Below are 18423 nucleotides of genomic sequence, written 5' to 3'. Positions count from 1 at the left end.
TCCCGGAACGGTCACCCGTGGGGGTCACCGTTGGGGCGTCGGCGGGGTGCTTCGCGTGGGCACCGCGCCGTCAGGCGTCCGTTGAGGGCGGTGTCGGGCGACGGGCGGGCGGCATCCCCGCCTCCCCGGCGCCCGAGCCCGGGCCGAAGCGCGGCGGAGGCCCGGAGAAGACGCTGCCTACCGCGCGGGCTTGTACAGCACCGCGTCGACCTCGATGAGGAATCCGGGAAGGTCCGCCTGGATGGTGGTGCGTACCGGGGGTTCGTCCCCGAAGTACTCGGCGAAGATCGTGTTCATCGCCTGGAAGTCGTCGAGGTCGCGCAGGTAGACCCTCGCCTGGACGGCGTCGGCCAGGCTCGACCCGGCGGCCTCGGCGACGGTGGCGAGGTTGTCGAAGGTCGCGCGGGCCTGCTCCTCGAAGGGGCCGTCCACCAGTGAGCGGTCGGCGCGGTGCGGGGTGGCGCCCGCGAGGTGGACGAAGTCGCCGGCGATGACCGCCTGGGAGTACGGCCCTCCGGGGGGCGCGGCGTCCGGGGCGGTGACGATCTGCTTCTTGCTGGCCATGTTCTTCTCCTCTGGTGTGCGATGCGCCGGATGTCCGGCACGGTCAGAACAGGGTGCGGACAGCGTCCACGACCCGGTGGTCGTCGTCGAGCACCGGGATCAGCGGCCACTTGTCGAACACCGTGCACGCGTGGGACAGCCCCAGTTCGACGACGTCCCCGACCTCGGGAGTGTCGGGTCCGGTTCCGGTGACGTCGAGGAACGCGTGGTGGTCGTTGAGCGCGACGACACGCGTCGCGCCGTCGAGCGGGATCCGCCGTTCACCGCGCAGGAGGGCGCGGGGGACGGGGAGGTCGATGTCGAAGGACACGTCCCGTTTGCCGACGCCCAGCAGGGCGCGGCCGGGTTCGGGCCGGGAGAGCACCCGCGCGTGGCAGGTGAGCGCGGGGCGCAGCGGGTCGTCCGCGGCCGCCGAGCGCAGCGGCGAGGCGCGCTCCATGAACAGGTCGTCGTGGGCCACGTAGCAGCCGGAACGGATGATCCGCCGGACCGGCCGCGAGAGCTCGGGCGGTTCCGACAGCGCGTCGGCGACCAGGTCGGGGTAGCTGCTGCCACCCGCGGTGATGATCACCTCGGCCACCCCGGCGAACAGGCCCTCGGTGTCGGCACGCCGCGCGAACTCGGGCAGGATGTCCAGCCACCGGCGCACCAGCTCGGGTGAGCCGTCGTCCCTGCGCTGCGGGAACACGCCCTCGAAGGCCTCGACCCCGGCCAGCGCGAGCGCGGGGCTGGCGGCGACCGTCCGGGCCAGGCCCAGGGCGTCGTCCAGGTTCCGGACCCCGGTGCGTCGGCCCTCGACCCCCAGTTCCACGAGCACCGGCAGCGGGCGGGCGGCCCCGGCCAGGGCGCGCTCCATGATCCGCGCGCCCGCCGCGGAGTCCACCAGGCACAGGACCTCGAAGTCCGGGTCGTCCAGTGCGGCGGCGACCCAGGCGAGCTGCCCCTCCTCCACGACCTCGTTGGCGATCAGCACGCGACGGGCCCCGTGCGCCCGCATGACGCGGGCCTGGGCGACGGTGGCCGCGGTCAGCCCCCAGGCGCCCCGTTCCAGCTGAGCCGACCACAGGTGCGGTGACATGGTGGTCTTGCCGTGCGGCGCGAGGTCGGCGCCGCGTTCGGCGCACCAGCGGGCGAACCGGTCCAGGTTGTGCCGCAGCGCGGCCTCGTCGAGCGTGACGGCGGGCAGCCACAGGTCGCTCAGCCGGAGTCCGGCCGCGCGGACCTCGGCGGCCGTGGTGGGGCTGGTCGGCAGGGAGCGCGCCTCGACCGGCGCGGTGTCCAGGGCGGCCAGCGGCGCGGCGGGCAGGCCCGTTCCGGCGATCGGGGACGGGGCGGTGTCGCGTCCCGCGTGTTCGGGTGCGGTGCCGGTCATCGCGTCCCCTCCGCGGCGGTCGTCTCCTCGGGGCCGGTGGCCCGCTCCGGGTGTTCTTCCCCTGTCCGGCCCGGGCGGGGGAAGGGCTCCTCGAAGTCCTCGGGCCGGTCCAGGTGCCGGACGGAGGTCCGGACGCGGTCACACCGGTCGTCCTCGGCGCGCCGCTGCGCCGTGCTGAGGGGGACCCACACCGGTGGCGGGGCGGCGGCGTGCGGCGGCAGGAGGCGTCCCGCGGCGTAGGTGGCGGTGTTGGTCAGGCGGAGGGGGGACTCGCGGACGCCCCCGTGCACGTCGACGGTGGGGAAGCGACCGTGCTCGGACGCGAAGACGGCGATGTCGGCCCGTGCCCCGACCTCCAGCGTCCCGGCGTCGATCCCCAGGGCGCGGGCGGGCCGCACGGTCGCGGCCGCGACCGTCTCGACGAGGCCCATTCCGGCGGCCAGCGCCTTGCCCATCACGGTCGGCAGGTCGAAGGCGGGACCGTGGACGGACCGGATGTGCAGGTCGGTGGAGACGATCGGTTCGATTCCGGCGGCCAGTTCGGCTTCGAGGACGTCGAAGGCGAAGGCGCCCGAGCCGTGCCCCAGGTCGAACAGCACCCCGGAGTCGCGCAGACGGAGGAAGGCGTCCGTGGGCCGGCCGTCGTCGACCAGGTCGGTGGCCACGCCCGTGGCACAGTGGGTGAGGATGTCGCCCTCGGCGAGGAGGGGCGCGATGTCGGTGAGGTCGGGCGGCCCGTAGCCGATGTGCACCATGAGCGGACGCTCCAGCCGCCGGGCGAGTGCGGCGGCCCGGCGCAGCGGTTCCAGACCGTGCTCGCCGACGGTGTGGCGGTCGATGCGCGCCTTGACGCCGCGGACCAGGTCACCGTGCTGGGCGGCGACCGCCTCGGCGGCGTCCACGTCGAGGTTCTCCAGTACGTGGTGTTCCCCGGTACGGCCGACCAGCCCGAGCCCGGAGACGTTGATCAGCGCGTGCACCCGCAGCGGCGAGGGGTCGGCGACGGCGCGGCGCAGCCCCTCCATCGCGTAGGCGCCGGCGGACCCGGCGTCGACCCAGGTCGTCACACCCGTGCGCCAGGCCAGGGGTTCGGGGTCGAGCCCCCAGTAGGTGGCACCGTGCCACACGTGCGTGTGCGCGTCGACCAGACCCGGCAGGACCAGCCGGCCGGACACGTCGACGGTCAGCGCCGCCCGGTCCCCGGGGAGCCCCGTGGCGACGGCGGCGATCCGACCCGAGCGCACCGCGACGTCGGCGCTCCCGTCACGCCCCGACGCGGGGTCGATGACGCGGCCGCCCCGCAGCAACAGGTCCCACACACCAACCATCTCCTTTGATGCTGCGCTATATGCAGCACTGTTGCGTATTTCCCATCGCCAGGAATAGCATTCGGTTGTGCCGCAGGTCAACACCCCGTGTGACGCGGATGACGAACGGGAGGTCGTGGGTGAACGAGCCGCAACGGGCCGGGAGCGGGGCGGACTCCGTCCTCGTACCCCGGGACGGGGGCCCCGGCCCCGTGGACGCCGTGTGCGTGGGCGAGACGATGGCGCTGCTGGTCCCCGACGGGCACGCCGCCGCCGGGCCGGCCGCGGACACCGCGCCGGTGTTCCGCGCGGAGGTCGGCGGAGCCGAGTCGAACGTCGCCGTGCACCTGGCCCGCTCGGGACGGCCGGTGGCCTGGCGCAGCGCCCTGGGCGACGACCCCTTCGGGCAGCGGATCCGCGACCGCCTCGGCGCGGCGGGGGTGCGCTGCGCCGTGCGCACCGACCGCGAACGCCCCACCGGCCTGTACATGAAGGAGCCGACCCCCGACGGCACCCGCGTGCGCTACTGGCGCCGCGGATCGGCCGCCTCCGCCCTCGGCCGGGAGGACGCCGCCGAGGTCTGGCGGCTGCGCCCCCGCCTGGTCCACACCTCGGGGATCACCGCGGCCCTGTCCGCGTCCGCGCACGGCCTGGTCGAGGAGCTGCTGGACCGCGCCCCCGGAAGCACCCTGCGCAGCTTCGACGTGAACTACCGGCCCGCGCTGCACGGCGCCCGCAACGCCACAACCCTGCTCGACCTGGCCCGACGCGCCGACGTCGTCTTCTGCGGAGTCGACGAGGCCCAGTCGCTCTGGGGGGTGGCCGACGTGCCGGAGCTGTGCGACCTCCTGCGGGGAACCGGACCGCGCGCCCCCGACCTGATCGTCGTCAAGCAGGGCGCTGAGGGGGCCACCGCCGTACGCGGCGGGCGGTCCTGGTTCCAGGCGGCGCCCAGGGTCGAGGTCGTCGAACCGGTCGGCGCCGGTGACGCCTTCGCCGCCGGGGTCCTCACCCGGTTGCTGGACGGGGCCCCGATCCCGGACTGCCTGGCCGAGGGCGCCCGGCTGGCCGGGGTCGTCCTGGGGATCCACGGGGACATTCCGCCCGCGCCGCCGCGGGTCCCCGCCGCCTGCCAGACTGGCTCCGGCCCTGACCTGGGGCCGCGCCCGCAGTGACGAACCGAGGGGGAGGACCAGCGGTGTCCAACAGCGTCGAACGCGCCATGCGCATCCTGGTGGAGCTGGCCGACGGACCGACCACCATCAGCGATCTCGGCCGCCGCCTGGACGTGCACCGCACGACCTCGCTCCGCCTGCTGCGCACGCTGGAGGAGCAGCGGTTCGTGCGCCGTACCGACGACGGCAGGTACCAGTTGGGGCCGCGGATGGCCACCCTCGCCGCCGCCGCGCTGGAGGGCTTCGACGTGCGCGGCCTGGCCGCCCGGCACCTGCGGGACCTGGGCGCCGCCTGCGGCCAGACCATCCACCTGGGCGCGTTGGAGGGCGACCGCGTGGTGTACCTGGACAAGGTCGAGTCGCGCCACGCCGTGCGCATGTACTCCCACATCGGCGCGCTCGCCCCGCTGCACGCCACCGGTATCGGCAAGGCGATCCTCTCCCTGCTGCCGGAGCGCGAGCGCGACACCCTGCTCGGCGACCCGCCGTTCGCCCGGTGCACGCCCAACACCCGCACGGACCGGGCGGCGCTGGACGAGGAACTCGCCCTGACCGCGGAGCGCGGATGGGCTCTCGACGACTTCGAGCACGAGGAGTTCGTCCACTGCGTCGCCGCGCCGGTCCTGGACGCGTCCGGGAGGGTGGCGGCGGCGATCTCGATCTCGGCGCCCAGCATGGTCCTCGACCGGCCGGGCCTGCTCGCCCTCACCGGAGACCTCACCGCCACCGCACGCGACATCAGCGAGGAACTGGGTTGGAGTCAGCCATGACCAGCACGTACGCCACCACGGCCCCGGGCGGCGGGGCGCCGCACCGCCCGGTCGCCGCCTGGGCCGACTACTTCGCCGACGGGCTGTCCCCGGTCCCCCTCATGCTGATCCTGCGGGGGGCCTCCCCCGACGAGGCGGCCGCCGCCGCGCGGGAGGCCTGGCGGGCCGGTGTGCGGCTGGTCGAGGTCACCCTGGAGCGCGAGGAGGGGCTGCCCGCGCTGGAGGCGGTCGTCCGGGCCGCCGAGGGGCGCTTCGACGTCGGCGCCGGAACCCTCACCACCCCCGGCCGACTCCGCCGGGCGGTCGATGCGGGCGCGGGGTTCGGGGTGGCGCCGGGCCTGGACGCCGACACCGTCGCCGAGGCGGACCGGCTGGGGGTCCCGTTCCTGCCGGGGGTGGCCACACCGACCGAGGCCGGTCAGGCGGTGCGGCTCGGGGTCACCGCGGTCAAGGCGTTCCCCGCGCACCTCCTGGGTCCGGCCTGGATCCCGGCCCTGCGCGGACCGTTCCCGGAGCTGCGCGTGGTGGCCACGGGGGGCGTCGACGCGGCGAGCGCGCCCGGTTACCTGCGCGCGGGCGCCCTCGGGGTGGGCGTGGGCCGGTCCCTGGCCGCGGGCGGCGGCCTGCCCGACCTGGTCGGTGTCCTGTCCCGGTAGGCGTGTCCGGCAAAGGCGGCCGCCACGGTCCGCCGCCGCTCGGCGGTTCCGGGCGGCGGTGCGCCCCGTCCAGCCGCCGAACCGCCCCCGTCACCGTTCCGTCCCGTCCGTTCAGCGGGGAGCGACGCCGCGGACGTGCTCGTCCCCCCAGGCCCCGAGCGGCCCCAGCGCCGCGCTGAGGGAGACCCCCACCGGGGTCAGCGAGTACTCCACACGCGGCGGGACCTCACCGAAGTCCTCACGGCGCACGATGCCGTCGTCCTCCAGCTCGCGCAGGTGGGCGGCGAGCACCTTCTCCGTGACGCCGCCGATCATGCGGCGCAGCTCCCCGAACCGGCGCGGCCGCCCCTCCAGCGCCCAGATGACGACGACCTTCCACTTGCCCCCGATCACGTCCATCGCGGCGTCGAGACCGCACTCGTACGCGCCGGGCCTGCGCGGACCGCGCATGCTCCCCCTCCTCCACCTGCACGCTCACCCCGGGGTAAGCACCCACTTCGAGGTACGTACTTGTGGGGCCCGGGGCTCGCGAGGAGCCTAGTCGACATGACCGAACACACCCTCGAAAAGCCCCGTGTCTCCCTGCTCGGCCTCGGCGCCATGGGCACCGCCCTCGCCCGCGCCTGGCTCGCCGCCGGGCACCGCGTGACCGTCTGGAACCGCACCGCCGCCAGGGCCGAACCGCTCGCCGAGGCGGGCGCCGACGTCGCGGCGACGGCCGCGGAGGCCGTCGCCGCGAGTGACCTGGTGGTCACCGTCCTGTTGGACGACGCCTCCGTGGGAGCCGCGCTCGCCGACGCCGACCTGGCCGGGAAGGACCTGGTCGACATCACCACGGGCACCCCCGAGGAGGCACGCGACCGCGCGGAGTGGGCGCGTGCCCGGGGCGCCCGGTTCGTCAGCGGCGGCATCATGGCGGTCCCGCCCATGGTGGCCGTCCCCGAGGCGGGCGGCCACGTCCTCTACAGCGGCTCCCGCGCGGCCTTCGAACGGCACGAGCGCGCCCTGTCCGTCCCGCTCGCGGCCCGGTTCGTCGGTACGGACGCCGGGATGGCCGCCCTGCGGGACGTCGCCCTGCTCAGCGCGATGACCGGCATGTTCGCCGGGGTCTCCCACGCCCTCGCCCTGGTCCGCGACGCGGACGTGGACCTGGGCTCCTTCTCCGCCTCCCTTTCCGAGTGGCTCGTCGCGATGACCTCGGCCATCCCCGACACCGCCGACCGCATGGAGAGCGGCGACCACACGACCGGCGTCGTCTCCACCCTCGCCATGCAGGTCAGGGGGAACACCACCCTGCTGCGGACGGCGGCGGAACGGGGTGTGAGCACCGAACTCCTCCGGCCGTACATGCGGCTCATGGAACTCCGCCTGGCACAGGGCGGCGCCGAGGAGGACGGCTCGGGCGTGATCGACCTGCTCAGCGACGCCCAGCGCTGACGTCGGCCGGTACGGGCCGTGCGGTGTCGGGGCCCCGGCCCGGGGGGGGGGAACCGGGCCGGGGGCCGGAGCGGGCGGCCCCACCGCGAGGGCGGACACGCGGTCGGGCCCCGGCCGGTCAGGCGGAGCCGACGTTGAGGTCGATGCAGGAGTAGAAGGCGTTGGCCGTGTCGGCGATGTTCCACACGGCGAGCACCGTCTGCGGGCCCCGGTAGTCGGACAGGTCGACGGTGTGGGACAGGGACCACGGCGGCCGGTTGCCCCCGTAGTCGAACCTGGCGACCTCCTGGCCGTCGATGTAGTAGACCCAGTCGCTCGTCGCGTGCGCCGCCGTGAACCTCCAGTTGAAGGTCGGGTACGTGCTGGTCGAGGCCACGTCCCAGCCGTAGTTGTCGTCGTCGAGCTCGGCGAACCTGGCGTTGCCGCCGGAACAGCTGTAGAGGCCCTTGGGCCCCTCGACGCTCTGCGGCTCCCACTTGATGCTGCCGCACTCGACGACCCCCGCGGCGCACTGGGCCTGGCGGCTGGCGGGGGAGGAGACGTAGCCGTGGGCGCTGGCCACACCCGCGGGCATCAGGGTGAAGGCCATGGCCGTCGCGGCGGCGACGGCGGCGATCGAGCGGAGTCTGCCGCGAATCTTCATCTGCGAACCCTTCGTGACGGGTCACGATCCCCGGAGGTGGTCGGCGCGGTGCGGAGTACCGGGGGTCGTAGCGGGACGACCCGGACCCCTTCGGGCCCAGGGCGGGCGGTCACCGTTACGGAGTCGAATATTCTCCGAAACGGATCTGACTACTTTGTCGTCGGTTTTCCATTTTTTCGTGAAAAGTCCATTCCACCCGCTTCGGACGACGGTAGGGATGCGCCTACCGTCCGTCAAGACATCCACCCGAACGGCGCGAACACCGCCGCCCATACCAGTACGGGAAGCCCATGGCACCCCGGATCCACTGGTCTTGGCGCCACTGGGCCGACCATTTCTACCCTCAACTGGAAAGACACTTAACAGATGGGCGCCGTGGTCCACCCCAAAATCCGGGAAATGGGGCGCGCGCTCCTCCCGCGCCGACCAGACCTGTCCTCAGGGTTATATTTTCCTGTCCCGTAAAGTGACCACCGCCCACGCCGGCCGACACCCGGTCCCGAGGCGGCGGAGCCGCGTCGGGACCGGACGCACGGGCGCGCCGTGTCCACCGGCGAGGGCGCCTGTCCTACGATCCAGGCATGGGTCGATCGTCCGAAGAGTCGCCACTGCGCAGAATCCACTCCGAGGCCAGCCTGCTCGGCGGCGCCGCCTACGCCATCCTGCTCCAGATCGCCCATCCGAGCGTCGCCCGGGGCGTGCACGACCACAGCGACTTCGCCTCACGCCCCCTCGACCGGCTGCGCGGCACGCTCTACTACGTGTACGGCACCTCCCTCGGCACCGACGAGGAGCGGACGCGCGTCCAGGCGATCGTCCGCGCCCTGCACCGCCGGGTGAACGGGCCCGGCTACCGGGCCCTCGACCACGACCTCCTGCTGTGGGTGGCCGCCACGCTGTTCCACACGTGGAGACGGTTGTACGAGCTGACCGTCGGCGAGATCGACGAGGACGACTACCCCGTCCTCCTCCGCGAGGCCGCGGTGTTCGCCACCGCCCTGGGTCTGCCCGAGGAGGAGTGGCCCGCCACCCCGGAGGCGTTCGACGCCTACTGGGCCGAGGCGGTCGGACGGCTGGAGGTGGGCGAGACGGCGCTGGGGCTGTCCCGCCAGGTCTTCCGGCCCGCCAACCGGCTGTGGTGGCCGGTCACGTCAATCCAGCGGTTCCTCGCCGGGGGCCTGCTCACCCCCGATCTGCGCGAGGGCTTCGACATCCCCTGGTCCCCGGCCCGGCAGCGGCGGTTCGACCGCGTGGTCCGAGTGACCCGCGCGGTGTACCCGCGCCTGCCGCACGCCCTCCGCGCGCTGCCGAGCAGGCTCTACCTGCGGTCCATGCGCAGGAACGGGGGATGGACCAGGCCGCGCGGGACGCGGGGGCACCGGGCGGCGTTCCACTGAGCGGGCGGGACGCCCACGGGCGGTGTGCTCAGTCGGCGCCGAGCCCGGCCAGGGCCGTGCGGGCCCGCTCCAGCTCGGGGACCCCCATCACGGTGAAGGCCCGTTCGGCCTCGCGGAGGAGCGTGCGGGCACGGTCGGCGGGCATCGTCGGTTCGGGCAGCAGGCCGAGGGCGAGCGCGGCCCGCGCCTCGATGTAGCGTTCACCGCGCTCGACGGCGAGCGCGTACGCCCTCTCCAGCTCGACGGCGGCCTCCTCGTACCGCCCGGCGGCGTGGTGGGTCGTGCCGAGGTCGGCGCGGATCTCCGCGTCCCCGCTCTGGTTGCCCGACGCCTCCCCGAGCGCCAGGGCCTCGGTGTGGCACTCCACCGCCCGGTCCCAGCGGCCGGCGGCCCGGTGGGCGGTGCCCAGGGAGTTGTGGAGGTAGATCTGGCTCGCCACGAGCTGCGCCCGCCGAGCGCTCGCCAGGGCGTCGTCCAGCACGCGAAGGGCCCGATCCAGCTCCCCGAGACCGAGCAGGGCCTCGCCCATGGTCATCCGGGCCCGCACCCGCATGTCGGCGTTGTCCTCGTCGCTGGACGTGCGGAGGGCCCGCTCGCAGCAGTCCAGCGCCTCCCGGTACTCCCCCAGTACCTGGTGGATGATCGCCAGGTTGCTCGCCTGCCACGCCTCCACGCTGGTGTCCCCGACACTGACGGCGTACTCCCGGACGCCGCCCAGCGCCGCTCTGGCGTCCTCGAACCGCCCCAGCCGCTCGTACACCATCCCCAGGTTGGCCAGTGCGCGGATCATGCCCTTGGCGTCCCCGACCGCCTCCAGCAGATCCCGCGCCTCCGTGAGCATCTCCAGGGATTCGTCGAACCGGCCGGAGAGGCAGTGGGCGATGCCCAGGCCGATGAGCGTCACCGCCCGGCCCCGCTGGTTTCCCTGCCTGTCGCTGACCTGGAACGCCCGCTGCTGCGAGCTGAGCAGCAGTGACATGTGGCCGTGGAGCGCGTAGTAACGCCACACCGACTCGGCCAGACGCCAGGCACTGTCACCGTTGTCGCCCGAGGCGAAGTACTCGACCGTGTCCGTCAGGTTCTCCTGGTGCAGGGCGAACCAGCTCTCGGCGTCCTCCCTGCCCGACAGGTAGGTGCGGTGCCGGGGCTGGTCCGCACCGGTGTCCGCGCGGCCGTGCATGCCCATGAGCTCCGCCGCGTGCTGTGCGGTCTCCAGGTAGAACCCCGCCAGCCGGGTCCTGGCGGCCTCGACCTCCCCGTCGCCGAACCCGGTGAGCGCCCGGTCCAGGGAGAAGGCCCTGATCAGGTCGTGGAGTCGGTACACGTCTCCCTTGGGCTCGTTCAGCAGGCACACACCGACCAGTTCCTGGAGTGTGTCGTCGGCGTCCTCCAGGTCCATGTCCAGGAGTGCCGCCGCCCCGCCGAGGTCGACCGTGTTCCCGATCATCAGGCCGAGCAGGAGGAAGGCGCGCCGCTGGTCGGCGGCCAGGCTCTGGTAGGAGAGGTCGATCGCGGACTCCACGCTCCGCCCCTCGACGCGCAGTTCGCGAAACTTCCGGTTCCGTTCCCCGAGCCGCCTGGCCACGTGCGCGAACGACCAGCGGGGACGGCTCACCATGCGGCCCGCGAGGACGCGGAGGGCCAGGGGGAGGCCGCCGCAGATACGGACGATGTCGCGCGCCGCCTCCGGCTCGTCGCGTACGCGGTCCCGGCCGACGACGCGTTCGAGGAGTTCCAGGGAGGTCGCCTCGTCGAACATCCCCAGGGAGAGGAACCGCGCACCGCTCAGGCCGGAGAGGTCATTGCGCGCCGTGACGAGGGTCAGCGAGCCGGGAGCGGACGGAAGGAGCGGACTGACCTGCGTGTAGCTGGCCGCGTTGTCCAGGATGACCAGCACCCTGCGCCCCATCAGGGTCGCCCGCCACAGCGCCGAGCGCTCGTCGAGCGACTCGGGAACGGACTCGGGCCGGACCCCGACCGCGCGCAGCAGCGCCGCGAGGGCGGAGGAGGGGTCGAGCGGTTCCTTGTTCGCCGTGTAGCCGTAGAGGTCGATGAACAGCTGTCCGTCGGGGAAGCGCTTGGCGGCCTCGTAACCGAACCGGACCGCGGTGGTCGTCTTCCCCTCCCCTCCGGCTCCGGTGATCACGCAGACCTTGGCGCGGTCGTCGTCATCGTCGGCCAGGGCGTCCAGGTACCGCAGGGGCTCCCGGCGCCCGGTGAAGTCCGGCAGGTCCCGGGGGAGGTCGTTGCGCACGGCGTACTCCGCACCGGACCCGCCGGAGAACACCGCGGAGGACTCCTCCGGCGACCCGTACCGGGCGTCGTCCCGGAGGATCCTGCCGTGCAGGGCGGTGAGCTCCGGTCCCGGGTCGACCCCGAGTTCCTCCGCGAGGTTGGCGCGGAAGGACTCGTAGACGGCGAGCGCGCGGGCGCGCTCGTTGTCCCGCCACAGGGCGGTGATCAGCAGGTGGTGCAGCCGTTCCCGGAACGGCTCCTCGCTCACCATGGGGGTGAGCCGGGACGCGACCTCCGCGTACCGTTCGAGTTCGAGGGCGCACGACGCCCACGCGACGACCGCCGACCACCGCTCCTCACGCAGGGGAGCGACCACCGAGTGGTCCAGGAACTCGGACCCGACGCCGGAGAAGGGAGCCCCCCGCCAGCAGTCCAGCGCCTGGTCGAGGAGGTCCGCGGCGGCCTCGGGACCGGCGTCCGCGGCCCTCGCGCGCAGCCTGCGGAAGCGGTGCAGGTCGACGGTGTCCGGGGCGACGTCCAGGATGTAGCCGCCGGAGGTCGTGGAGATGCTGTCGGGAAGCAGTTGACGCAGGTGGTGGATCTGGACCTGGATGACCGAACGCGCCGTGCGCGGCGGATCGTCGTTCCAGAGGTAGGCGACCAGCTGGTCGACCGTGACCTCACGCCCGAGGTGGACCAGCAGCGCCCCGAGCACACAGCGCTGGCGCGGTCCACCGACCGACAGCGGTCGGCCGTCGGACCACGCGGCGATGGGGCCGAGCACGCCGAATTCCACAAGAGGCAACCCTACAAGGGGAATTCACGCGCAACGAGAATACGGTGGCGGGAACACCCCGAGTACCCCCCTCTGCACGTGTACTCGGAGTGACGGGTCCCGCCCAGTCCCTTACTTGTTGTCCCCGTCGCCCTCTTCGGAGGGGACGTTCCCCGCGGGCTGCTCCTCGTCCGGACCACCGCGGTCCGGATCGGGTTCACGCAGGGGGCTCATCTTGGCTTCAGTGCCCTCACCTGCAAGGATCGCCTCGAACTGCTCGTCAACGGTCAACATCCTGGGCACGCGCACTCCTTTTCGCACCGCACTGGTGTAGAGCCGTAACGTCGCCCTACGCCGTCTGCGCAGCATCACGGGGGATTCCACCTCCTACGACGGAGGGCCACCCGTGGCGGTTCCGCCTGCGACACACCACGGGTGGCATGTGTCCAACGAACGTCGGACCGGCCAGCACGCACGAGCCGTCCTCTCGTGGGAACCGGTCGCGTCGAACGTGTTCCACACTGCAGACATCCTCTTCCGGTCCACTTACAGTCCGCTTTCAGCGCGCGCCCACCGCTTCGACTGACGGAACGTCGTGTCCCACACACTCTGGGTCCCATTCCCGCCCCCGGCCACCGTCTGGCCGAATGCGGACAGGAGGAAAGTACGCACGGAGCGTCCGGGCCCACGCCACCGGAACTTTTCCGGCCGCGGCGAAGAACGGCATTCCCCTGTGCTTTCCGCGCCGTGCGTCACCGAAACGGCACCACGGGGGTACCCCATATCCGTACCGGATGAACTCTCGCCCATGTCATGAACCTTTTCGGATGTTTCAGGGTACGTGTCCTGCTTCGCCCATAGACTTCCTCTTCGTGGTCCACCATGACGAGTCAGCCGCCGAACCCCGACGGCCACGTCTCCTCCCCGCCGCCCCCCGTAGGCGCGTGGGGACCGTGGCGGCCGTGGGCGTCCTCGCGGCGGCCTCGCTCACCGCCGTGGCCGCGTTCGGCGAACCCGAACCCGCCGACACCCGGACCGCGAGCCTGCCCCCGGGCACCGAACTCGACACCCTCCGGTACCGCGTCATCCCCCTGGAGGCCGGTGTCGCACAGGGGGAGTCCGGCCCGGAGGTCCGGATCCGCGTCGAGGTGGAGAACACCGGTTCGGAGCCGATGGAGGTGTCCCACATCGGCCAGACCTCGCGCTTCGTCCTCGAACCGGGAGGAACCGAGCTCGCGGATCCCACCCCGTCACTGCACCTGGTCCGCTACCCGGACGGCCCCGTCACCCGCCTCCAGCCGCACATGCCCGAGGAGGCCGTGCTCAGTCTGCCCGTCGAGGACCCCGACCAGCTCGACGGCCCCACCGACCTGGTCATGACCGTGCACCGCTCGGAGCGGATCTCCGCCAGCGGCGACGGAGCACCGCTCTGGGTCCGGGGCGCCCTGGTGGCCGGTTCGGTGACCCTCCGCCTGGACGGAGGCTGACGTGCGCCCCCGCCTCCGGGACAGCCGACCGCTGCGGTTCGCCCTCTGCGCCGCGTTGGGCGCTGCGCTGCTCGGACTCCAGTGGCTCCGGCTCCCCGAACGCGACGTCGTGGGACGGATCGACACGGCGGAGCGGCGCGGCTCGACGGTGACCACCGGCGACTTCACGGTCGAGGTCACCGACGTCCGCATCGCCGACACCGTGCGCGACACCTCCGGGCCCGCACCCGAGCCCGTCGAGGCCAACGGGGTCTGGGTGGTCGTGTGGGCACGCGTCACGGCCGCGGAGGCGACGCTCACCGCCACGAGCGCCGAACTGACGATGGCCGACCGCACCGCCTACTCACCGTCGCTCTGGTTCGGCGACACCCTCGACGGCGCCACGGAGTTCCCCGCCGCGGTCCCGGTCCACGGCGCCTTCGTCTTCGAGGTCCCCGAGGAGCGGGTGGACAGGCCGTCCCTGGTGTTCACCCACACCGGGGGATCCGGCTCCCGCCTGGCGGCGCGGGCCTCGGTCGACCTCGGGGTCGGCGCCCCGGACATGGCGGCCGCCCGCTCCGGCGTCGAGCTCACACCTCCGGAGTGACCAGCCCGGGGAGGCCGCCGACGCGTCCGTGTGAGCCGGTACCGCCGCTTCCGCACCGTGGACGACCGGGGACGGCCCCCGGAGCCCACGGGCGCGCTCTCGTCGCGGGAGACGGGCCGACCCCGGCCCGGCGCGCCGCGGAAGCCACGGCAGCGGGCCCGGTACCGCCCGAACGGGGCGGACGTGCGGGTGGGCAGAATCGCTGTGGACGGGGGCGGGCAGGCCGCGGTTGTCACGAGGGTGGCCGCGTCACCCGACGGCCGGCGGGCGTGATCCCCGTTCTGCGGGCATCATCGTGCGTGGCAGATCGTTGTCCGGGAAGGGTGGACGGCCGGTCGGCCGGTCGAGCGCGACGCGAGAGAGGGAGGTCCTGATGCAGGACGGCGACGGAAACGGCTGGGTGAGCCTGCCCGACGGGACCCGGAGGTGGGGCGTGTACGGCGCGGCCGGACTGCTGCTGTACGCCACGGACATGGTCGGGACCGGGCACGTGCTCCTCCAGTACCGCGCCGGTTGGACCCACATGGGCGGTACCTGGGGCATCCCCGGAGGGGCGCGCAACCGCGACGAGACCCCGCTGGAGGCCGCCGTGCGCGAGTTCCGCGAGGAGGTGGCGGGGGACCTCGGCGAGTTCACCGTCATCGGCAGCTACGAGCACGACCTCACCGTGTGGCGGTACGACACCTTCCTGGCCCGCACCCCCGGCCTGGTGCCGTTCCGCCCCGGCAACTCCGAGAGCGAGGAGATCCGCTGGGTGCCCGTGGCGGAGACGGCGTCGCTTCCGCTGCTCCCGGCCTTCCGCTCGACCTGGTCGCACCTGAGCGGGGACCTGGCCGTCATCGGGAACGGGGCTGGTCCGGGCACTCCCGCGGGCGCCTGATCGTTACACCCCCGAAGGCACGGCACCGGACGCGGACCGCACCGTGCGTCCACGGGTCGACGGTGGGCGGACATGCGCGGGCGAATTGGGGGGAAGGTCAGGGACGAGCCCTGATGTCCCGGCGGACCGCGGGGCGCATGCTGGAGGGGACGGCCGTGCCACGAGCGGACGTCACACGATTCGACTGGAGCGGTGAACATGACGCTGGAGCGCGGTAACGCATTCACTCCCGTCGCCTCGGCGACGATGATCTGGCCCTGGGGGATGTCGGTCGCGGGTGGTTCGGTGGCCGCCGCCCTGTCCTTCCTGATGAACTTCGGCCTGTCCGGCATCCCCGGCGCCGTGACGACCGGGGTCTTCTTCTTCGCCCTGATCGGCGGCATCGGCGGCGTGATCAGCAAGAAGGGCGACCGCCGCGGCCGCCGCTGGGCCGCCACCTACCCGTTCCGCTACGCGACCGCTCCGGCCCTGCTCGGCGGCGGTGCCACCGCCGTGATGAGCTACGTCGCGTCCGTGATCGGCAGCTTCGCGATCTTCAGCGGGCTGTTCGGCGCCGTGTTCGCCGGACTGGGCGTGGGCCTGGTCCTGTGGGTGGTCATCGGCGTCATCGCGATGGTGGTCGGGAACAAGAACGCCTAGGCTCGGTGTTTTCCGCCCGTGGGCGGAACCAGAACACTCACCTACGGGAGACAACCGGGCGCCGATGACTGAAGCTGCTCGTCAGAAGATGGTCGAGCGGGTCCGCGGGCTCCTCCGGATGGCGGAGGACCCCGCGGTCACCGATGCCGAGAGCCAGGCGTTCACCGCCAAGGCCGCCGAGCTGATGACCCGCCACGCGATCGCCGAGGCCGAGGCCCGGGTGGAGCGGGGCGAGGAACCCGACGCGATCAGCCGCATGGACTACGCGGTACCCGGAGTGGGCGGCCACGGGAAGGCCCGGGTCCGCGCACTGGCCGACATCGCCGCGGCGTACGGCTGCCAGTCGGCCGTACGCGGCAACACCGCCGACACCACCGAGCGCACCATGATCCTCGTGGGCACGGCCAACGCGCTGGAGGCGCTGCGGATCCTGCTGCCGTCGATCTCGATGCAGATGGAGGCGTCCGCGAAGTTCATGAGTTCGTCGCACGTGACCGACATCCGGGAGCTGCGCAACTACACGCGTTCGGAGCTGGAGACCGAGCGCAAGCGCTACTACCGTTCCTTCGTCCGGGCCTACGGGCGCGCGGTGGCCGAGCGGATCCGGGAGTTCCGTGCCCGCCTCCGCGAGAACGCGTCCCCCGATGCGCCCGAAGGCGCGTCGAACGGCACCGAGGCGGCGGAATCGGGTCGGGGCGCGGAACTCGTGCTGCGGGACGACGTCCACCGCGTGAACGAGGAGTTCCACAAACAGTTCCCGCAACTGCGCAAGCACCGCCCGGAACGCACCCACAGCGCGGCGGGGTACCGCGCCGGATACCGCCGTGGACGCGAGGCGGAACTGGGACTGGAGACCCCCGTGTCCGGCGGCGGGACGTCGACGCTGACCGACGGCGACTAGCCGTTTTCGCTTGGTCCCCTGCTCCGCTTCGGCCCGTGTCCGGTCGCCCCGCAGGCGGGGGCGCTTCGTCCTCGCCTGCCGCTCGTTCCTCGCCCGCGGCCCGACCCGTCGCGCACAACCCTGTCGGCGCCCGAACGGCGCCCCCTCGGGTGACCGTTCCGGGGAGCGGGCCTGCGGGCACACTGTCCACCGAGTTGTCCACAGGCCGCCCACCTCTGGGGAACTTCGCCGTTATCGCATGTCAAAGCGGATATGCGAAGGATTTCCACAGCCGTTTCGAGGTTCCGGAACGACGATGACCCTGGGTTATCCACAGGAATGGCCGCAAACCTGTGGATAACTTGCGGACAACTGGGGAGACGTCGCACGAAAGAGCGTTATCCCAGGTCAGGAAAGCCTCAGCGGCTGCACCAGATACCGGAAGGAGGGGCGGTCGCCCTCCTTGGCCGGAGCGTCGGTGAACACGGCGGGTTTGGTCGGTTCGGTGAAGTTGAGGCGCGCGGTGTCGGTCTCCACCCCCGCCAGACCGTCCATGAGGTAGTCCGGGCGGAAGGCCACCCGCAGCGGGTCGCCCTCGTAGTCGACCCCGATCGCCTCGACGGCCTGGGCGTCCTCACCCGAGCCCGCCTCCAGTACGACCTCGTCCCCGGAGAAGGCCAGTCGCAGCGGAGTCGCCCGGTCCGCGACCAGGGCCACGCGCTTGACCGCCGCGGCCAGCGGTGCCACCGCGACCTCCGCCCGCGCGGAGAACTCGGCGGGGAACCACGAGGCGTACTTGACGAAGTCGCTGTCGATGAGGCGGGTGGTGGTGCGGCGCTCACCGTTCTCGAAGCCGATCATGCCCTCGCCCGGAGCCGTGCCGGCTCCCGCCGCGCCCGGGGACAGGGCGATGTCCACGTTGGACTGGCTGATCAGACCGCGCACGATGTCGTTGAGGGTGCGCGCGGGCACCAGCGCCGCCGCGGCCAGCTCCGGGTCGTCGGGGCGCCACCACAGCTCGCGGGCGGCGATGCGGTAGCGGTCGGTGGCGACCACGGTCAGGGTGTCGCCGGAGAAGTCCAGGTAGGCGCCGGTCAGCATGGGAAGGGTGTCGTCGCGGCTCGCCGCCGGGGCCACCTGGCGGACCGCGGCGACCAGGGTGTCGGCGGGAACGGAACCGATCCGGTCGGGCATCCCCGGCAGGGAGGGGTAGTCCTCCAGGGGCATGGTGACGAGCGTGAAGCGCGCCGCCCCGCCCGTGACGAGCAGCCTGGACCCGTCCGCCTCGATGCGCACGGAGCCCTCCGGAAGGTTCCGCACGATCTCGGCGAGCAGCCGGCCGGGGACCAGGGCGGCCCCGGACTCCTCGGAGAGCACCTCCACCGAGGCGCGCGCGGAGACCTCGTAGTCGAACCCGGACATGTGGAGCCTGGTCCCGTCACCGGAGACCTCCAACCGCATCCCCGCGAGCACGGGGACGGCGGGCCTGGTGGGAAGCGCCCGGGCCGTCCAGGCGACCGCCTCGGCGAAGGCGTCGCGGTCTACTCGCAGTCTCACGGTGGATCCTCCTCGTCAGGGCGGTTCACCGTGAACGTACCCACCGGCGGTGACAATCGACGG

At 73.0% G+C, this 18423-nt stretch carries 18 protein-coding genes; 10 read left to right on the top strand and 8 right to left on the bottom strand.

Translation table 11 applies throughout. The annotated features are described in order from the left end of the window. Positions 1 to 177: 177 nt before the first annotated feature. The 3 genes from ACTVAJ_RS26505 to ACTVAJ_RS26495 are packed head-to-tail and all read right to left on the bottom strand — an operon-like array spanning position 178 to position 3255. Positions 178 to 564 (bottom strand): RidA family protein, encoded by a 387-nt coding sequence (locus ACTVAJ_RS26505; protein ID WP_470390994.1) that lies wholly within the window; start codon positions 562 to 564, stop codon positions 178 to 180. Positions 565 to 607: 43 nt separating this feature from the next. Beyond that, positions 608 to 1936 carry an alanine racemase gene (locus tag ACTVAJ_RS26500; RefSeq protein WP_470390993.1) on the bottom strand — a complete coding sequence of 443 codons (1329 nt, stop codon included), beginning with the start codon at positions 1934 to 1936 and terminating at the stop codon, positions 608 to 610. Continuing rightward, positions 1933 to 3255, bottom strand: a complete 1323-nt coding sequence (locus ACTVAJ_RS26495; RefSeq protein WP_470390992.1) for an amidohydrolase family protein — start codon at positions 3253 to 3255, stop codon at positions 1933 to 1935. The genes ACTVAJ_RS26500 and ACTVAJ_RS26495 overlap by 4 nt, the downstream gene beginning before the upstream one ends. A gap of 215 nt (positions 3256 to 3470) precedes the next feature. Between ACTVAJ_RS26495 and ACTVAJ_RS26490 the strand changes: the two genes are divergently transcribed. The 3 genes from ACTVAJ_RS26490 to ACTVAJ_RS26480 are packed head-to-tail and all read left to right on the top strand — an operon-like array spanning position 3471 to position 5844. Then, the gene (locus ACTVAJ_RS26490) at positions 3471 to 4418 is read left to right on the top strand and encodes a sugar kinase (RefSeq protein ID WP_470391091.1); all 948 of its coding nucleotides are present in this window, start codon (positions 3471 to 3473) and stop codon (positions 4416 to 4418) included. Positions 4419 to 4441: 23 nt separating this feature from the next. Beyond that, positions 4442 to 5188 (top strand): IclR family transcriptional regulator, encoded by a 747-nt coding sequence (locus ACTVAJ_RS26485; protein WP_470390991.1) that lies wholly within the window; start codon positions 4442 to 4444, stop codon positions 5186 to 5188. Further along, the gene (locus tag ACTVAJ_RS26480; RefSeq protein WP_470390990.1) at positions 5185 to 5844 is read left to right on the top strand and encodes a bifunctional 4-hydroxy-2-oxoglutarate aldolase/2-dehydro-3-deoxy-phosphogluconate aldolase; all 660 of its coding nucleotides are present in this window, start codon (positions 5185 to 5187) and stop codon (positions 5842 to 5844) included. Before ACTVAJ_RS26485 ends, ACTVAJ_RS26480 begins: the two co-directional genes overlap by 4 nt. A gap of 111 nt (positions 5845 to 5955) precedes the next feature. Here ACTVAJ_RS26480 and ACTVAJ_RS26475 read toward each other — a convergent pair whose 3' ends face one another. After that, entirely contained in the window at positions 5956 to 6294 is a 339-nt protein-coding gene (locus tag ACTVAJ_RS26475; protein ID WP_470390989.1) for a winged helix-turn-helix transcriptional regulator, read from the bottom strand. A gap of 96 nt (positions 6295 to 6390) precedes the next feature. On the opposite strand from ACTVAJ_RS26475, the gene ACTVAJ_RS26470 reads away from it, so the two are divergent. Then, positions 6391 to 7281 (top strand): NAD(P)-dependent oxidoreductase, encoded by an 891-nt coding sequence (locus ACTVAJ_RS26470; protein ID WP_470390988.1) that lies wholly within the window; start codon positions 6391 to 6393, stop codon positions 7279 to 7281. Between the two features lie 118 nt (positions 7282 to 7399). On the opposite strand, the gene ACTVAJ_RS26465 is transcribed toward ACTVAJ_RS26470, so the two are convergent. Further along, positions 7400 to 7924, bottom strand: a complete 525-nt coding sequence (locus ACTVAJ_RS26465; protein WP_470390987.1) for a lytic polysaccharide monooxygenase auxiliary activity family 9 protein — start codon at positions 7922 to 7924, stop codon at positions 7400 to 7402. 581 nt (positions 7925 to 8505) lie between these two features. Here ACTVAJ_RS26465 and ACTVAJ_RS26460 point away from each other — a divergent pair. Further along, on the top strand, positions 8506 to 9321 hold the full coding sequence (locus ACTVAJ_RS26460; protein WP_470390986.1) for an oxygenase MpaB family protein: 816 nt from the start codon (positions 8506 to 8508) through the stop codon (positions 9319 to 9321). Between the two features lie 28 nt (positions 9322 to 9349). On the opposite strand, the gene ACTVAJ_RS26455 is transcribed toward ACTVAJ_RS26460, so the two are convergent. Next, a complete protein-coding gene (locus tag ACTVAJ_RS26455; protein WP_470391090.1) occupies positions 9350 to 12352 on the bottom strand; it encodes an AfsR/SARP family transcriptional regulator in 3003 nt (1000 codons plus the stop codon). 111 nt (positions 12353 to 12463) lie between these two features. Next, entirely contained in the window at positions 12464 to 12634 is a 171-nt protein-coding gene (locus ACTVAJ_RS26450) for a hypothetical protein (protein WP_470391094.1), read from the bottom strand. A gap of 659 nt (positions 12635 to 13293) precedes the next feature. On the opposite strand from ACTVAJ_RS26450, the gene ACTVAJ_RS26445 reads away from it, so the two are divergent. The 5 genes from ACTVAJ_RS26445 (at position 13294) to ACTVAJ_RS26425 (ending at position 16824) form a co-directional block, all read left to right on the top strand. Then, a complete protein-coding gene (locus tag ACTVAJ_RS26445; RefSeq protein WP_470390985.1) occupies positions 13294 to 13818 on the top strand; it encodes a hypothetical protein in 525 nt (174 codons plus the stop codon). Position 13819: 1 nt separating this feature from the next. Then, the gene (locus ACTVAJ_RS26440) at positions 13820 to 14404 is read left to right on the top strand and encodes a hypothetical protein (protein WP_470390984.1); all 585 of its coding nucleotides are present in this window, start codon (positions 13820 to 13822) and stop codon (positions 14402 to 14404) included. A gap of 373 nt (positions 14405 to 14777) precedes the next feature. Continuing rightward, the gene (locus ACTVAJ_RS26435) at positions 14778 to 15284 is read left to right on the top strand and encodes an NUDIX hydrolase (RefSeq protein WP_470390983.1); all 507 of its coding nucleotides are present in this window, start codon (positions 14778 to 14780) and stop codon (positions 15282 to 15284) included. A 198-nt stretch (positions 15285 to 15482) separates the two neighbouring features. Beyond that, positions 15483 to 15923, top strand: a complete 441-nt coding sequence (locus ACTVAJ_RS26430) for a hypothetical protein (protein ID WP_470390982.1) — start codon at positions 15483 to 15485, stop codon at positions 15921 to 15923. A gap of 88 nt (positions 15924 to 16011) precedes the next feature. Then, positions 16012 to 16824, top strand: coding sequence for a DUF2786 domain-containing protein (locus ACTVAJ_RS26425; RefSeq protein WP_470391089.1), 813 nt, complete (start codon positions 16012 to 16014; stop codon positions 16822 to 16824). A gap of 387 nt (positions 16825 to 17211) precedes the next feature. Here ACTVAJ_RS26425 and dnaN read toward each other — a convergent pair whose 3' ends face one another. Further along, entirely contained in the window at positions 17212 to 18360 is a 1149-nt protein-coding gene (dnaN, locus tag ACTVAJ_RS26420) for a DNA polymerase III subunit beta (RefSeq protein ID WP_470390981.1), read from the bottom strand. Between the last annotated feature and the right edge of the window lie 63 nt (positions 18361 to 18423).

This window comes from Nocardiopsis sp. KDC1DS13DA1 (assembly GCF_055632325.1).
Note: the sequence above shows the minus strand (reverse complement) of the source record. Positions and strands in the feature narration are given on the sequence as shown.

Bases quoted from the DNA above. Each gene is read 5' to 3' on its own strand.
- ACTVAJ_RS26505 (WP_470390994.1), bottom strand. From the start codon at position 564: ATGGCCAGCAAGAAGCAGATCGTCACCGCCCCGGACGCCGCGCCCCCC.
- ACTVAJ_RS26500 (WP_470390993.1), bottom strand. From the start codon at position 1,936: ATGACCGGCACCGCACCCGAACACGCGGGACGCGACACCGCCCCGTCC.
- ACTVAJ_RS26480 (WP_470390990.1), top strand. From the start codon at position 5,185: ATGACCAGCACGTACGCCACCACGGCCCCGGGCGGCGGGGCGCCGCAC.
- ACTVAJ_RS26475 (WP_470390989.1), bottom strand. From the start codon at position 6,294: ATGCGCGGTCCGCGCAGGCCCGGCGCGTACGAGTGCGGTCTCGACGCC.
- ACTVAJ_RS26470 (WP_470390988.1), top strand. From the start codon at position 6,391: ATGACCGAACACACCCTCGAAAAGCCCCGTGTCTCCCTGCTCGGCCTC.
- ACTVAJ_RS26465 (WP_470390987.1), bottom strand. From the start codon at position 7,924: ATGAAGATTCGCGGCAGACTCCGCTCGATCGCCGCCGTCGCCGCCGCG.
- ACTVAJ_RS26460 (WP_470390986.1), top strand. From the start codon at position 8,506: ATGGGTCGATCGTCCGAAGAGTCGCCACTGCGCAGAATCCACTCCGAG.
- ACTVAJ_RS26435 (WP_470390983.1), top strand. From the start codon at position 14,778: ATGCAGGACGGCGACGGAAACGGCTGGGTGAGCCTGCCCGACGGGACC.
- ACTVAJ_RS26430 (WP_470390982.1), top strand. From the start codon at position 15,483: ATGACGCTGGAGCGCGGTAACGCATTCACTCCCGTCGCCTCGGCGACG.
- ACTVAJ_RS26425 (WP_470391089.1), top strand. From the start codon at position 16,012: ATGGTCGAGCGGGTCCGCGGGCTCCTCCGGATGGCGGAGGACCCCGCG.